This window comes from Streptomyces sp. 2131.1 (assembly GCF_900105515.1).
Lineage (GTDB): Bacteria > Actinomycetota > Actinomycetes > Streptomycetales > Streptomycetaceae > Streptomyces > Streptomyces drozdowiczii.
In genome coordinates this window covers 6,943,495-6,957,827 of sequence record NZ_FNSY01000001.1, presented here as the reverse complement: position 1 = coordinate 6,957,827, position 14,333 = coordinate 6,943,495, and the positions used below count along the sequence as shown (strand labels likewise).

12 protein-coding genes and 1 pseudogene are annotated in these 14,333 nt (G+C 71.5%); 10 read left to right on the top strand and 3 right to left on the bottom strand.

Annotated elements, in window-relative coordinates:
• Window positions 1-2: 2 nt before the first annotated feature.
• From BLW14_RS30950 to BLW14_RS30935, 4 genes are read left to right on the top strand one after another with little or no spacing between them, the layout of a single operon-like run.
• Window positions 3-1,808, top strand: coding sequence for a thiamine pyrophosphate-requiring protein (locus BLW14_RS30950; protein WP_093710407.1), 1,806 nt, complete (start codon window positions 3-5; stop codon window positions 1,806-1,808).
• Window positions 1,805-2,932, top strand: a complete 1,128-nt coding sequence (locus tag BLW14_RS30945; protein ID WP_093710406.1) for an enolase C-terminal domain-like protein — start codon at window positions 1,805-1,807, stop codon at window positions 2,930-2,932. Before BLW14_RS30950 ends, BLW14_RS30945 begins: the two co-directional genes overlap by 4 nt.
• Window positions 2,933-2,958: 26 nt before the next feature.
• The gene (locus BLW14_RS30940) at window positions 2,959-4,731 is read left to right on the top strand and encodes a glycoside hydrolase family 15 protein (RefSeq protein ID WP_093710405.1); all 1,773 of its coding nucleotides are present in this window, start codon (window positions 2,959-2,961) and stop codon (window positions 4,729-4,731) included.
• On the top strand, window positions 4,728-5,732 hold the full coding sequence (locus tag BLW14_RS30935) for an SDR family oxidoreductase (protein ID WP_093710404.1): 1,005 nt from the start codon (window positions 4,728-4,730) through the stop codon (window positions 5,730-5,732). The genes BLW14_RS30940 and BLW14_RS30935 overlap by 4 nt, the downstream gene beginning before the upstream one ends.
• Before the next feature lie 36 nt (window positions 5,733-5,768).
• On the opposite strand, the gene BLW14_RS30930 is transcribed toward BLW14_RS30935, so the two are convergent.
• Window positions 5,769-7,097, bottom strand: coding sequence for an APC family permease (locus tag BLW14_RS30930; protein ID WP_093710403.1), 1,329 nt, complete (start codon window positions 7,095-7,097; stop codon window positions 5,769-5,771).
• A gap of 417 nt (window positions 7,098-7,514) precedes the next feature.
• Here BLW14_RS30930 and BLW14_RS30925 point away from each other — a divergent pair, with 417 nt between their 5' ends.
• Window positions 7,515-7,712, top strand: a complete 198-nt coding sequence (locus BLW14_RS30925) for a hypothetical protein (protein ID WP_093710402.1) — start codon at window positions 7,515-7,517, stop codon at window positions 7,710-7,712.
• Window positions 7,713-8,022: 310 nt separating this feature from the next.
• Window positions 8,023-9,458 (top strand): annotated as a pseudogene (locus BLW14_RS30920) (molybdopterin-dependent oxidoreductase); the annotation flags it as partial.
• A 241-nt stretch (window positions 9,459-9,699) separates the two neighbouring features.
• On the opposite strand, the gene BLW14_RS34670 reads toward BLW14_RS30920, so the two are convergent.
• On the bottom strand, window positions 9,700-9,861 hold the full coding sequence (locus tag BLW14_RS34670; RefSeq protein ID WP_177154156.1) for a hypothetical protein: 162 nt from the start codon (window positions 9,859-9,861) through the stop codon (window positions 9,700-9,702).
• Between the two features lie 375 nt (window positions 9,862-10,236).
• Between BLW14_RS34670 and BLW14_RS30915 the strand changes: the two genes are divergently transcribed.
• A complete protein-coding gene (locus tag BLW14_RS30915) occupies window positions 10,237-10,665 on the top strand; it encodes an ATP-binding protein (protein ID WP_093710905.1) in 429 nt (142 codons plus the stop codon).
• A 150-nt stretch (window positions 10,666-10,815) separates the two neighbouring features.
• Window positions 10,816-11,049, top strand: a complete 234-nt coding sequence (locus tag BLW14_RS30910; RefSeq protein WP_093710401.1) for a DUF5133 domain-containing protein — start codon at window positions 10,816-10,818, stop codon at window positions 11,047-11,049.
• A gap of 521 nt (window positions 11,050-11,570) precedes the next feature.
• On the opposite strand, the gene BLW14_RS30905 is transcribed toward BLW14_RS30910, so the two are convergent.
• A complete protein-coding gene (locus BLW14_RS30905; RefSeq protein WP_093710400.1) occupies window positions 11,571-12,806 on the bottom strand; it encodes a glycoside hydrolase family 64 protein in 1,236 nt (411 codons plus the stop codon).
• Window positions 12,807-12,925: 119 nt separating this feature from the next.
• On the opposite strand from BLW14_RS30905, the gene BLW14_RS30900 reads away from it, so the two are divergent.
• Both BLW14_RS30900 and BLW14_RS30895 read left to right on the top strand, forming a co-directional pair.
• Window positions 12,926-13,360 carry a zinc-binding dehydrogenase gene (locus tag BLW14_RS30900; RefSeq protein ID WP_093710399.1) on the top strand — a complete coding sequence of 145 codons (435 nt, stop codon included), beginning with the start codon at window positions 12,926-12,928 and terminating at the stop codon, window positions 13,358-13,360.
• Window positions 13,361-13,400: 40 nt separating this feature from the next.
• Window positions 13,401-14,330 (top strand): NADP-dependent oxidoreductase, encoded by a 930-nt coding sequence (locus BLW14_RS30895; RefSeq protein WP_093710398.1) that lies wholly within the window; start codon window positions 13,401-13,403, stop codon window positions 14,328-14,330.
• Window positions 14,331-14,333 lie beyond the last annotated feature (3 nt).

The following is a 14,333-nucleotide window of genomic DNA, read 5'->3' as shown; positions in this document are numbered from 1 at the left end:
ACATGGCGACCAAGGTCTCCGACTACGTCCTGCGGCGCCTGCGCGAGTGGGACGTCGACCACGTCTTCGCCTACGCCGGCGACGGGATCAACGGGCTGCTCGCCGCCTGGGGAAGGGCGGAGAACAAGCCGAAGTTCGTCCAGGCCCGGCACGAGGAGATGGCCGCGTTCCAGGCCGTCGGCTACGCGAAGTTCTCCGGCAAGGCCGGCGTCTGCGCCGCCACGTCGGGCCCCGGGGCGATCCACCTGCTCAACGGCCTGTACGACGCGAAGCTGGACCACGTGCCCGTCGTCGCGATCGTCGGCCAGACCAACCGCAGCGCCATGGGCGGCTCCTACCAGCAGGAGGTGGACCTGCTCAGCCTCTACAAGGACGTGGCCTCCGAGTTCTGCGAGATGGTCACCGTCCCCGAGCAGCTGCCCAACGTCATCGACCGGGCCATGCGCACCGCGTACGCCAAGCGCACCGTGACCGCGGTGATCATCCCGGCGGACGTCCAGGAACTGGACTACTCGCCGCCCACCCACGCGTTCAAGATGGTCCCCTCCAGCCTCGGTGCGAGCATGTCCGCGCCCGTCCCCGCCGAGGACGACATCGTCCGTGCGGCCGAGGTGCTGAACGCGGGTGAGAAGGTCGCGATCCTCATCGGACAGGGGGCCCGCGGGGCCCGCGCCGAGGTCGAGCGGCTCGCCGAGGTGCTGGGCGCGGGCGTCGCCAAGGCGCTGCTCGGCAAGGACGTCCTGCCCGACGGTCTGCCGTACGTCACCGGTTCCATCGGGCTGCTGGGCACCCGCCCGAGCTACGAGATGATGCAGGACTGCGACACCCTGCTCGTGGTCGGCTCCAGTTTCCCGTACACCCAGTTCCTGCCCGAACTCGACCAGGCCCGCGCGGTCCAGATCGACATCGATCCCTTCATGATCGGTCTGCGTTACCCGTTCGAGGTCAACCTCGTCGGTGACGCGCGCGCCACGCTCGACGCCCTGCTGCCGCGGCTCAAGCGGAAGAAGCACGGTTCCTGGCGCAAGAAGATCGAGAAGGACACCGCCAAGTGGTGGGAGGTCATGCAGCGCCGCGCCAAGGTGGATGCCGAGCCGGTCAACCCCGAGTACGTAGTGCACGCGCTCGACGCGCTCCTGCCGGACGACGTCATGGTGGCCGCCGACTCCGGGTCCGCCGCCAACTGGTACGCCCGGCACCTGCGTTTCCGGGGCGCGATGCGCGGCTCCCTCTCCGGAACGCTCGCCACGATGGGCCCCGGTGTGCCGTACGTCATCGGCGCCAAGTTCGCCCACCCCGGCCGGCCCGCCATCGCGATCGTGGGCGACGGAGCCATGCAGATGAACGGCATGGCGGAGCTCATCACCATCGCCAAGTACTGGCAGGAGTGGGAGGACCCCCGTCTCGTCGTCGCCGTCCTGAACAACGAGGATCTCAACCAGGTCACCTGGGAGATGCGCGCCATGTCCGGCGCTCCGCAGTTCCTGCCCTCCCAGTCGCTGCCCGACGTGCGCTACGCCGACTTCGCCCGCTCGGTCGGCCTGGACGGCGTACGCGTCGAGAAGCCCGAGCAGGTCGAGGACGCCTGGCACCGGGCCCTGGCGTGCGACCGGCCGTTCGTCATCGACTTCCGGACCGACCCCGCCGTACCGCCGATCCCGCCGCACGCCAGCCTGGACCAGATCGAGGCCGCGGCGCTCTCCCTGGCCAAGGGCGACAGCGACCGGGGAGCCGTGCTGAAGCAGGGATTCAAGGCCAAGGTCCAGGAGATGCTGCCCGGCCACCACGAAGGGCGCTCGGACAAGTGACCACGCGCCGCGGCGGCGCGGACGCCCCCCTGATCGACCGGGTGGAGACCGCCGTCTACACCGTGCCCACCGACGCCGCGGAGGGGGATGGCACCCTGGCCTGGGACGAGACCACCCTCGTCCTGGTCCGGGTGGGCTCGGGCCCGACGAGCGGCCTCGGCTACACCTACGGGGCGCGCGCCACCGCCGCGGCCGTCGACCAGCTGCTCGCCGGGGTCGTCACGGGCCGCAGCGCCTGGGACGTCCCCGCCGCCAACGAGGCCATGAGCCGGGCCGTCCGCAACGCCGGGTGCCCCGGCCTCGTCGCCCAGGCGCTGTCCGCCGTCGACATCGCCCTCTGGGACCTGAAGGCCCGCCTCCTGGACCTGCCGCTGACCCGCCTGCTCGGAGCCACGGCCCAGGAGGTCCCCGTCTACGGCAGCGGCGGTTTCACCCCGTACGACGACGCACAGCAGGACCGGCAACTGCGCGACTGGGCACAGACCCGGGGCATCCCGCGCGTCAAGATCAAGATCGGCGAGTCCTGGGGCCGCGAGGAGAAGCGCGACCTGGACCGGATCGCGAAGGCCCGCCGCAGCATCGGCGACGGCACCGAGCTGTACGTCGACGCCAACGGGGCCTACACCCGCAAACAGGCCATCCGCGTGGCGCGGAGCTTCGAGGAACACGGCGTGACCTGGTACGAGGAACCCGTATCCTCCGACGACCCCGCCGGCCTCGCCCAGATCAAGGCCGCCACGACGGCCGACGTGACGGCCGGTGAATACGGCTACGCGCTGCCGTACTTCTGGCAGCTGATCGACACCGGAGCCGTGGACTGCCTCCAGGCGGACGTCACCCGCTGCGGCGGCATCACCGTCTGGCTGCGTGCCGCCGCGCTCGCCGAGGCCGCCGGTCTCGGCCTCTCCGGACACTGCGCCCCGCACGTCCACGCCCATGCCGCTGCGGCCGTGCCCAGCCTGCGCCACCTGGAGTGGTTCCACGACCACGTCCGCATCGAGGAACTCTTCTTCGACGGGGCCCTGGACCCGGCCGGCGGCACCGTACGCCCCGGCGCCTCCGGTGCCCCGGGTCACGGCCTGGAGCTGCGTACCCGGGCCGCGGAACGCTACCGCGTCCGGTGAGACCCCGGACCCCCACGAGGAGGCGCATGACCCGCCCGCACCCCCCGCACGACGACCCGCCGCCCCACGTACTGCGCGAGTACGCCCTCATCGCCGACGGGGAGCGCGGCGCGCTCGTCGGCCCCCGCGGAGACATCACCTGGCTGTGCGCCCCGCGCTGGGACTCCGGCGCGGTCTTCGCCGCTCTCGTCGGAGGACGCGGCCACTACACCGTCACGCCCACCGAACGCTTCGTCTGGGGCGGTTCCTACGAACCCGGCACGCTGATCTGGCGCAACCGCTGGGTCACCACGTCCGGCGTCATCGAGTGCCATGAGGCGCTGGCGTTTCCCGGCGACCGGCGGCGTGCGGTCCTGCTGCGCCGGATCTGCGCCGTGGAGGGCGATGCCCGGGTGACCGTACGCCTCGAACCGCACGCGGAGTACGGCGCGCACCGCCCGCGGGACGTGCGGCGCGAGCGGCCCGGGGTGTGGACCGGCCGCACCGGCCCCCTGCACTGGCGCTGGACCGGGGCCGACGCCGCACACCACCGCACCGCGGGCATGGCGGCCGAGCTGACCGTGCCGGCGGGCGGCCACCACGACCTCGTCCTCGAACTCTCCGAGGACCGGCCGGGCGAGCCGGTGGACCCGGACCGGGCCTGGCACGCCACCCGGAACGGCTGGTCCCGCGCCGCCCAGCCCCTGTCCGACTGCCTCGCACCCGACGACGCCCGCCACGCCCACACCGTGCTGCGCGGCCTCACCAGCGCCTCCGGCGGCATGGTCGCCGCGGCCACCACCAGCCTCCCCGAGCGCGCCGAGGCGGGCCGCAACTACGACTACCGGTACGTGTGGATCCGCGACCAGTGCTACGCCGGGCAGGCCGCCGCCGCAGCCGGGGCGCACGGGCTGACCGACGACGCCGTACGGTTCGTCGCCGCCCGCCTGCACGAGGACGGCCCCCGCCTCGCGCCCGCGTACACCGTCGCCGGCGCATCCGTCCCCGACCAGGAGCCGCTGCCCCTACCCGGCTACCCGGGCGGGGGCGACCGGATCGGCAACCACGTCAACCGGCAGTTCCAGCTCGACGCGTTCGGTGAGGCGCTGCTCCTGTTCGCGGCCGCCGCGCGGGCCGGGCGGCTCGGCCCGGACGGCCGGCGGGCGGCGGACATCGCGGTGGCCGCCATCGAACGGCGCCACCATGAACCGGACGCGGGCATCTGGGAGCTGGACGACCGTGCCTGGACGCACAGCAGGCTCATCTGCGCGGCCGGACTGCGAGCCATGGCGGCGAGCGTCCACTGCCCCCAGGCCGCCTCCTGGGCCGGGCTCGCGGACACGCTTACCGCCCGGACGGCGGCCACCAGCACCCACCCGACGGGGCGCTGGCAGCGCGCGCCCGACGACCCCGGTCTCGACGCCGCCCTGCTGATGCCCGCGATCCGGGGCGGCGTCGGCGCCCGCGATCCGCGGACCGTCCGCACCCTCGACGCCTACCGCGCCGAGCTGACCCACGACCACTACGCGTACCGCTTCCGGCACGACGAACGCCCGCTCGCCGAGGCCGAGGGCGCGTTCCTGCTGTGCGGCTACCTGATGGCGCTCGCCGAGCACCAGCAGGGCAACGAGCGCGAGGCGGTGCGCTGGTTCGAACGCAACCGGGCGGCCTGCGGGCCCGCCGGCCTGTTCACCGAGGAGTACGACATCGGCCAGCGGCAGCTGCGGGGCAACCTCCCGCAAGCGTTCGTCCACGCGCTGATGCTCGAAACATCCGTCCGTCTCGCCGCACCGGCCCCAACCGAAGGAGAACAGCTGTGAGCCAAAGCGTCGTCATCACAGGAGCGAGCGCCGGAATCGGCCGGGCGGTGGCCCGCGCCTTCGGCGCACGCGGGGCCGACATCGCCCTGCTCGCCCGGGGCCGGGCCGGACTCGAGGCGGCCGCCCGCGAGGTCGAAGCGGCCGGCGGGCGCGCACTGGCAGTCCCCACCGACGTGTCCGACCACCGCGCGGTCGAGGCTGCGGCGGAGGAGGCCGTGCACGCCTTCGGCCGGATCGACGTCTGGGTCAACTGCGGCTTCACCTCGGTCTTCGCTCCCTTCACGGAGATCGATCCCGAGGAGTACGAGCGGGTCACCCAGGTCACGTACCTCGGGTTCGTCAACGGCACCCGGGCCGCGCTCACGCACATGACCCCGCGCGACGCCGGGACGATCATCCAGGTCGGCTCGGCTCTCGGCGAGCGGTCCATCCCGCTCCAGTCGGCGTACTGCGGGGCCAAGCACGCGATCAACGGCTTCACGTCGTCGCTGCGCACCGAACTCATGCACCAGGGAAGCGGGGTGCGCGTCACCGTGGTCCAGATGCCGGCCGTCAACACCCCGCAGTTCTCCTGGGTGCTCTCCCGGATGCGCGGCCGGCCGCAGCCTGTTGCGCCGATCTACCAGCCGGAGGTCGCCGCCGGGGCGGTGCTGTACGCGGCCGACCATCCGGGCCGCAAGCAGTACTACGTGGGCTCCAGCACGGTGGCCACGCTCGTCGCCAACAAGTTCGCGGCCGGCCTCCTGGACCGCTACCTCGCGCGCACCGGCTTCGACTCCCAGCAGTCCGGGGACGCCGGCGACGGCGACCGGGAGGTCAACCTGTGGCAGCCGGTGGACGACGCCACCGACCACGGCGCGCACGGAACGTTCGACCAGGAGTCCCACCGGCGCGACCCGCAGCTGTGGGCGTCCAGGCATCCGGCCCTCACCGCCGCCCTGGCAGCCGGTGCCCTCTCCGGCGCGATGGCCCTGGGCCGGCGCGCAGCCCAGGGCCGGTGAACACACGGGACCGCCGGCCACCGCATCGACCTCCGTTCACCGGGTCCGGCGCAGTCGCAGCGCGGCCACCGCGCCCAGGGCCGCGCCCACCGCGAGCACCACGAGGCCCCGGAGCCAGACCTCCCGCTCGATCTGGGTGGCGAGCCCGATGCAGGAGGCGGCGCCCAGAACGGGTACGAGGGTCGGCGCCCTGAAGTGGTCCGGGCGCCCCGGGTCACGGCGCAGGACCAGCAGCGCCGTGTTGACGAGGAAGAACACGACGAGAAGCAGCAGGACCAGGGTGGAGGCGAGGGTGGAGACGTCGCCGGTCAGGGCGAGCAGCAGCGAGAGGGCTGTGGTCGCGGCGATCGCTGCCCATGGGGTGCGCCGGCCCGGGAGCACAGCTGTCAGGAAGCGTGGCAGCAGCCCGTCGCGCGCCATGCCGTAGGCCAGCCGCGAGGACATGATGCCGGTCAGCAGCGCCCCGTTGGCGACGGCGACCAGCGCGATGGCGCTGAAGAGCCAGGTGGGTACTCCCCCGGCGGTGCGGACGACTTCGAGCAACGGCCCGCTGGAGGCGGCGAGCTTCTTCGTCGGTACGGCGGCCGCGGCGGCGGCGCCGACCAGGGCGTAGACGGCGCCCGCGGTGAGCAGGGCACCGAAGAGGGCCCTGGGGTAGGAGCGGCGGGGGTCGCGTGTCTCCTCGGCGACGTTGACGGAGGTCTCGAAGCCGACGAATGAGTAGTACGCGAGCACGGCCCCGCTCAGCACGGCCAGGACCGGGCCCTCGGTCTCGGTGCCGAGGTCCGTGAGCCGGCCCGGGTCCCCGTCGCCGCGCAGCACGATCCAGGCGCCGAGCACGATCACGAGGAGCAGTCCGCTGACCTCGATGACGGTGGCGACGGCGTTGGCCCGTGTCGATTCGCTGATGCCCCGGGCGTTGAGCAGCGCGAGCGCCAGCAGGAAGACCACGGTGACCAGAACCAGCGGGAGCGTGACGAACTCGGAGAGGTAGTCGCCGGCGAAGCCCCGGGCCAGCGCCGCCACCGACACCACCCCTGCCGCGAGCATGCAGAAGCCGGCGACGAACCCCGTGAAGGGCCCGTAGGCCAGAGTCGCGTAGTGGGATGCGCCGCCCGCGCGCGGGTATTTGGTGGCCAGTTCGGCGTAGGAGGCGGCGGTCAGCAGGGCCAGGCACAGGGCGACCAGGAGGGGCACCCAGACGGCACCGCCCGCGTCGGCCGCGACCTCTCCGACGAGGACGTAGACGCCGGCGCCGAGGACGTCTCCGAGGATGAAGAAGTAGAGCAGCCAGGTGGTGAGCGCCTTCTTGAGGCTGGTCGGGGCGTCCGGGCTCTCGGGGGTCGTGGTACGGGGAGCTTTCACGCAGCCCGTATACCCGGCGGGTCCCCCGGCAGACCACGCAAGGGCGGCCGGACGGCGGAGTGTCGCTCAGAGGAACGCGAGGTCGCAGCGGATGGCTCAACCCACGTGTTCGGCCACCACGGAGAGGATCGCCGGAAGGGCGGAGGACAGGTCGCGGCCGGCACGGCCGCCTACGGTCCGAGGGGGCGGTTGTGCCCGCGGGGGTGGCTGGTGGGGCGGCGTCCACGGTGCCGGACGGCATCACCGAGCTTCTCGCAGGTCACCGCGCCTGGGACCGCTTCACCCCGGCTCTCTGACATCGCGCCGGGCCGGCGCGCGTAGCCGGCCCGGTCCAGAGCATGCGCGGGAGGAGACCAGGGGGCCGGCGGGCAGCGCACGTAGCGACGTCAGCCCCTTCACCCCGATACGAGGAGACGCATGAACCACCAGGACCGTGAGCACGGGAAGCCGCCCCGCACCGCCGCAGACGAGGTGATCGAGGAGGCGGAGGAGGCCGCGACCGACGTGGCGGACACCGCAGGTCCGGCGAAGCGGCATCACGAGGACCGCGAGGCGGGCGATGCGCTGACCCCGAACGAAGAGGCCCGGGAAGACGTGGAGCGACCGCACACCTAGGGTGACGAATGGGATGTTTCAAAGCAGACAGAGGCACGTGACAACGACGCCCGCCAGTCGCAGTACGACGACCTCGGCCCGGAGAACACGCTGTATCGGACCTGGACGGCGGCGTCGGCGAGCCGCCGGAGCCGGAGGAGAGCCCCGCTCCGGCCGGCTGAGCGCGGCGGACGAGGTGCCCGGGCGGAGCACCGACGTCTAGGCCTGGTGGCCGACTGCCAGGCCCTTCTCGACGATCTGTACACCCGGCGAGGACGGCTCGGCGCTTATCGCCGGCGGCGCCCGCACCGGCCGGACCTGAGGAGTACCGATGGCACGCACCGACCGCATCGCACAGCCCTGGGGCACCCGTACCCCCTACGGTCCCGGCGAGCCCTGGCCCGTACGGGTGGACACCCGGCTCGCCGAAGGCGTCACGCCGGACCAGGTCGAGCGGTGGGTGCAGTCGGCGGCGATCCTGCACTCCAACGGTGACGGCCTCGACATCGCCGTGAAGGACGGCCGGATCGTCGGGGTGCGCGGCCGGGCCGAGGACCGGGTCAACCACGGGCGTCTCGGCCCGAAGGACCTGTTCGGCTGGCAGGCCAACGGCTCGCCCGACCGGCTGACCCGGCCGCTGGTGCGCGACGGGGACGGGCGCTGGTGGAGAGCGACTGGGACACCGCGATGGACCGGGTCGTGCGCCGCACGAAGGAGCTGCTGGAGGAGCAGGGGCCCTCGGCTGTGGGCTTCTACACCTCGGGCCAGCTGTTCTCGGAGGAGTACTACACGCTCACGCTGATCGCCCGGGGCGGCATCGGCACCAACCATCTGGACGGCAACACCCGGCTGTGCACGTCGACGGCGGCCGAGGCCCTGAAGGAGACGTTCGGCAGCGACGGCCAGCCGGGCTCATACACCGACATCGACCACGCGGACACGATCGCGCTGTTCGGGCACAACATGGCGGAGACGCAGACCGTGCTCTGGACGCGGGTGCTGGACCGGCTGGCCGGGCCGAACCCGCCGTCCGTCGTCTGCGTCGACCCCCGCCCCACCCCGGTGGCGAAGGCGGCGACCGTACATCTGGCACCTCGGCCCGGGACGAACGTGGCCCTGATGAACGGTCTGCTGCGGGAGATCGTGGAGAACGGCTGGACCGACCAGGAGTACCTCGACCGCAACGTCGTCGGTTTCGACGAGCTGAAGAAGCGCCTCGACGCCTACACGCCCGAACACGTGGCGGGTATCTGTGGCGTCCCCGCCGAGCAGATCCGCCAGGCCGCCCGCGTGCTGGGCACCGCCGAGCGGCTGCTGTCGACGGTGCTGCAGGGCTTCTACCAGTCCCACCAGGCGACCGCGGCCGCCGTGCAGGTCAACAACCTGCACCTGGTACGGGGCATGCTCGGCAGGCCCGGCTGCGGGGTCCTCCAGATGAACGGCCAGCCGACCGCGCAGAACACCCGGGAGTGTGGCGCCAACGGCGACATGCCGGGGTTCCGCAACTGGGAGAACGACGCTCACATGGCCGAGCTGACCCGCCTGTGGAACCTGGACCCGCTCCAGGTGCCGCACTACGGCCCGCCGACGCACGCGATGCAGATGTTCCGGTACGTGGAAGAGGGCTCCATCCGGATGCTGTGGGTCAGCGGCACCAACCCGGCGGTGTCGCTGCCGGAGCTGCGGCGCATCCGGTCGGTGCTGGCGCAGGAACGGCTGTTCCTCGTCGTCCAGGACGCCTTCCTCACCGGGGCGGCGGCCGTCTCCGTGGACTGGGAGCTGCTGGCCCAGACCGCCCAGGCCGCCCGCGACCAAAAACTCCTCGACCTGACCGAACGCTGCCACCCGCAGACCCTGCGCCAGCAGCGCTGGGCCAACGCGATGATCAAGGTCGTTTCACCGCAGGTACTGACCAGCTGACCGGGCCCCCTCGGTGAAGAAGCGGGAACCGCACGTCCGCCGACCGCACGGGGGCTGGTTCACGGCGTGCGCGCACGGAACAGGACGCTCAGTCCTGGCCCCGGACGATCGTGGGCTGCTCGGGCGAGTCCTCGTACTGCCCCGTCTCGTCCGGGCCGAGATCTGGCGCGGTCGCCGGCTCGCACGTGCGGACCGGGTCGCCCTCCGGATGCATGCTGCTGATCAGACCACCCACTGTCGCAGAGTTCACGGCGGGTCCCTGCTTCCTCCATAGCCGGTGGGCCGGGCAGACGCTCCGGCCCACTGAAACGGATACCCCGCCACCTCCGTCGTACTAGGCGCGCCCGCGGCAGCGAAGCCGCGATCCGACGAAATCCAGCTGCGGGGTCGTGCCCGCGGTTCTGCGGCGGTTCGGGCCAGGGTGGTGCGGATCGGTCATGGCCGTCGGGGCGCTCCGTTTCGTGACGGCCGTGGCCCCTCACACGCCGCGCAGGGCGTGTGCGACTCGTGTGTGCGGGTAGTGGACGGAGGGCTGCGAAACGCGGCCGGCCGACCGGGGGTAACCATGAAGCAGCAGGCAGTTCGCAAGGACGTCGACCAGAGCCGGGCCGAGGAAACGGGCACCATGCGCGGCAGTGCCGCGTACGACATGACGTCGGGTGCGATAGCCCGTGCCCGCGGTTTCGCCCGCGACTTCCTTACCGGGACAGGGTCATCAAAGGGCTGGTCTGTCTCCGAACGTGCGGCGGATGTGGCGCAGTTGGTGGTCAGTGAGCTGGCCACCAACGTGTGCAAGTACGCTCCGGGGCCGTGTCTGCTGGACCTGGAGTCCGACGGCGCCATGCTGAGCATCACCATGTGGGACTCCGGCCCGGTGCTCCCCACCGCTTCCCCCTGCGACCCGACCCGGATCGGCCGGCACGGCCTGGAACTCGTCCTCATGGTCTGCCAGAGCTTCGAGATCCACCGCGAACCGGTCGGCAAACGCGTGACCGTCCGCGTCTCCCTCCACGACAGCACCGACCACAGCCCCTCCGGCCACACCGCCTGGTAACCCTCGAACCCCTTGAAGAACGCCCTGTTCAGGAGGCAGATGGAGGGCGCCTGGGGCGTGTGAGGCGGGCGGGGAGTGCGGGGCGTGGAATCGGGTACGTGAGCGCACGGCCCTAGCCAGTCGGTGCAGGTGAAGAAGGACGGTTTTGTAATGCTGATGGCCCACCCCGCGGTGCTGCGGAATCTGATCGACCAGTACGAAGCCCTCGCCGCCGTGGACGCCTCCCACGCCGACAGCGCGCAGGTGCGTCGGCGCATGAACGATGTGGCCTACACGCTGTGTGTGTCCACCGGCACCCGCGACATCGACGCGGCACTGATCGCCGCCCGCCACCAACTGCCCGGAGCCCGCCCCCTGGACGACTCGGTCCTCAACCCGGGCTGAACCGACCACCCCGGCCCCGCTCGCCTCACGAATGAGCGCCGTCGTCACGGACGCGGCACGGATCGCGGAGCAAGCTCTGCGCCGTGGTCGAGCCCTTTACGAGCCACGCAGTGCCACGGATCAGGGTCAGGGGTTTCTGCCTCGCGCCGGCAGCACGCCGCCGAGGGTAGGTGAGAATCCGGCTACAGCACCCCGCCGCCCACGGGCCCACGGAAAGTGGACACGGAAGTCCCCGGCCGTGCGGCCGGGGACTTCGGCGGACTCACTGTCCGCGCCTCCGTTCGGTCCGGTCGGAGGGAGGCGCGGTTGCCGTCACCAGCTGGTGTTGTCGTCCGCCAGGTGCCAGAGGCGGTCGGCGCTCGGGTAAGAGGTGCCCAGGTAGAGGGTGACCCAGCTGCCGTCTGCCGCGAGCAGGTGTCGTTGTGCCGCTGGGAGTCGGCTCCAGCGTCCCGCGCCGAGCGTCGGCATGGCGACGGACCCGCCGCAGCCTGAGCTGCGGCGGGCCCGTTCACGGACAGCCCCTAGTTGAACGGGTCCAGCGTGATGTACGCCTGTTGTGGGTCGCCGTCGTGCACGAGTGATTCGTGCGCGCCCACGTCGTCGAAGGCGAAGCCGTAGGCCTTGCCGTCGGCCATCTGGGCGTGGATCTTGGCTGAGTAGTGATTGGTGACCGCGTCCTTGTAGAAGTTCGCGTCGTTCGCGTCGGGCTGGTTGGGGTTGCTCAGCAGCGTCGACCGGTTGTAACCGGCACACAGGGTGCGGGAGATGGGCCCCCGAACAAGGTCGTTCGGCGCGTCGAGGAGCTTGTAGCAGCCGAAGATACTGTCCGAGTCGGGCTTCTGGAAGCTGGTGACGACCGCTCCCGAACTGTTGGTGAAGTTCATGGTGTTGCCTTGCACCCGTCCGAAGTACTTCGTGTTCGGCTGGTCCGCGAACGGCTGGACGGTCAGCGTCTGCGAGGAATACTTGCTCCACACCCGGTTGACATAGTCGTTCATGACCGAGGCCGACAACGCTCCGGCCTCGATGCCATGGCCGGGGGCGAGCGCCCGCAGGATCGTCCCGTCGGAGCGGGTCCTGACGAGCCCGCCCCAGCCGCCGGACTGACTGCGCAGGGAGTCGAAGAACGCCTTGTAGCCACCGGGCTTGAGGTGTCCGGTGGACAGGGTGGTGCCGTTCGGGCGCTTCACTCCGACCGCGTAAGGGGCGGAGAACATGTCGACCTGGGTGCTGTTGATCCACAGACCGGCGTCGTTGAGCGTGTACTCGGTCCAGTTGAAGAGAATGTTGGCGTTCGGGTCGCTCGGGTTCTGCACCGCGGGCTGCACCAGACCGCCGGTGGTGAGCTTGAAGACCAGCTTCTGCCCGTAGGAGAAGTAGACGCGGCCGGAGAACTTCGGCATCCGGATCGTCTTCGACTGCCCGTTGGCCGGGCCCGCGATGGACGCGTCCGGAGCGGGCGTCGGCGGGTTGCCGCCGGCGGGCCACGGATGGAAGGTGCCATTCGCGTCGGACCAGCCCTGGCGCCCGGACGAGAGTTCAGTGCCGATGACGTAGACGTAGACCTGCTCGCCGCGTCCGGACTTGTTGGCGAGCGTGAGCGGGATGGTCGCGGGAACGGCCGCAGCCTCGGTGGCGGCGGTGACCTGAGTGGCGACGAGACATCCGCCGGCCAGCGCGAGCACGGCGACCAGGGCGGCTGCCCTGGGCCGACGGGACCGGTGCGTGCGGGGGACGGAAAGAATGTTGGCGGACAAGCTCTACTCCTCATCCGGAAAGCCGTGCTGCGGAGGTAGCCGGTGCGAGACCTCCGAAGCGATCTGAGAGCGCTCTCAGAAGGGTTTCTGGAGCGTATCGATCGGTCAGGTACGCGTCAATGGCGGCCTGCGGAGAAGTCGGCCTGGCCGCGATCCAGACGGCCCGCCTCGTCGGCGCGGTGCCGATCGCCACCGTCCGGGGCGCCTCGAAGCGGCAGGCGCTCCTCGATGTCTGCGCCGCGCATGACATCGACAGCGAGAACGAGGACCTGGTCGCCGCGTCAAGGAGATCACGGGCGGCCACGGCGTCCGGCCTGCCCTCGACCCTGAGCACAGGCATGTTCACGATGTTCCGTGTGACGTGGGCCCCGGAGCACGGCTGCGCCGCGCGGTCGCGTTCAGCAACGCGGGGCCTGAGCGACGGCGCCCTGGCTCCGGTGGTCGACAATCCCTTCGACCTCGGCGACGTCGCCGAAGCCCACCGCTACATGGAATCCAACGCGCAGACCGGCAAGATCGTCCTCACCGTCGATCACGGCACCGACGCCGCCTGATCCCGGACCCGTACTCACCGCCCCACAAGGAGCCGCACCCATGCGAGCGATCATTCAGCAGACCTACGGAGGGCCCGAGGTCCTCATCGAGACCGAACTGCCGCTTCCCGAGCCGGGCGTGGGCGAGATCCGCGTCCGGGTCGCCGCGGCGGGTGTGAATCCGACCGACTGGAAGCACCGCGACGGCACGATTCCCTACGACCACGGCCTGCCCGCGACCACCGGCTGGGACGTGGCCGGTGTCGTCGACAAGGCCGGCCCCGGTGTCACGATCTTCGACGAAGGCGACGCGGTCTTCGGGATGCTGCCGTATCCGTACGAGCCCGGCGGCTACGCCGAGTACGCCACCGGGCCGGCCCGGGCCTTCGCGGCCAAGCCCGACAGCATCGACTTCACACAGGCCGCGGCGCTGCCCCTGGCCGCGCTCACGGCCTGGCAGGCCCTGAATGACACCGCCCGCGTCACAAGGGGCCAGCGGGTGCTGATCCAGGGCGGTGCCGGCGGGGTGGGCCACCTCGCCGTACAGATCGCCCGTCATCTCGGCGCCGAGGTCACCGCCACCGCGTCGGCGGCCGACGCGGAGTTCGTACGCTCCCTGGGCGCGGACCAGGTCTTCGACTACCGCACCACCACCATCGGCGACGTCCTCACGGACGCCGATGCCGCGCTCGTACCGCTCACCGGGCAGACGCGCCTGGACTCCCTGCGCGCCGTGCGCCGTGGCGGTGTCCTCGTCTCCCTCCTGGGCGCCGACGACGAGGCCCTGGCCCTGGCCGGTGAGCGCGGTGTGCGGTACCGCAGCATGATGGTGCAGTCCGACCACGCCGGTATGCGGGCCATCGCCGACATGGCCGCCACCGGAGCGCTGCGCGTCAAGGTCCACTCGACGCTGCCGCTGTCGAGCGCCGCCGAAGCCCACCGCCTCGGAGAGTCCGGTGGGATCCACGGCAAGCTCGTCCTCATCCCCTGAGCC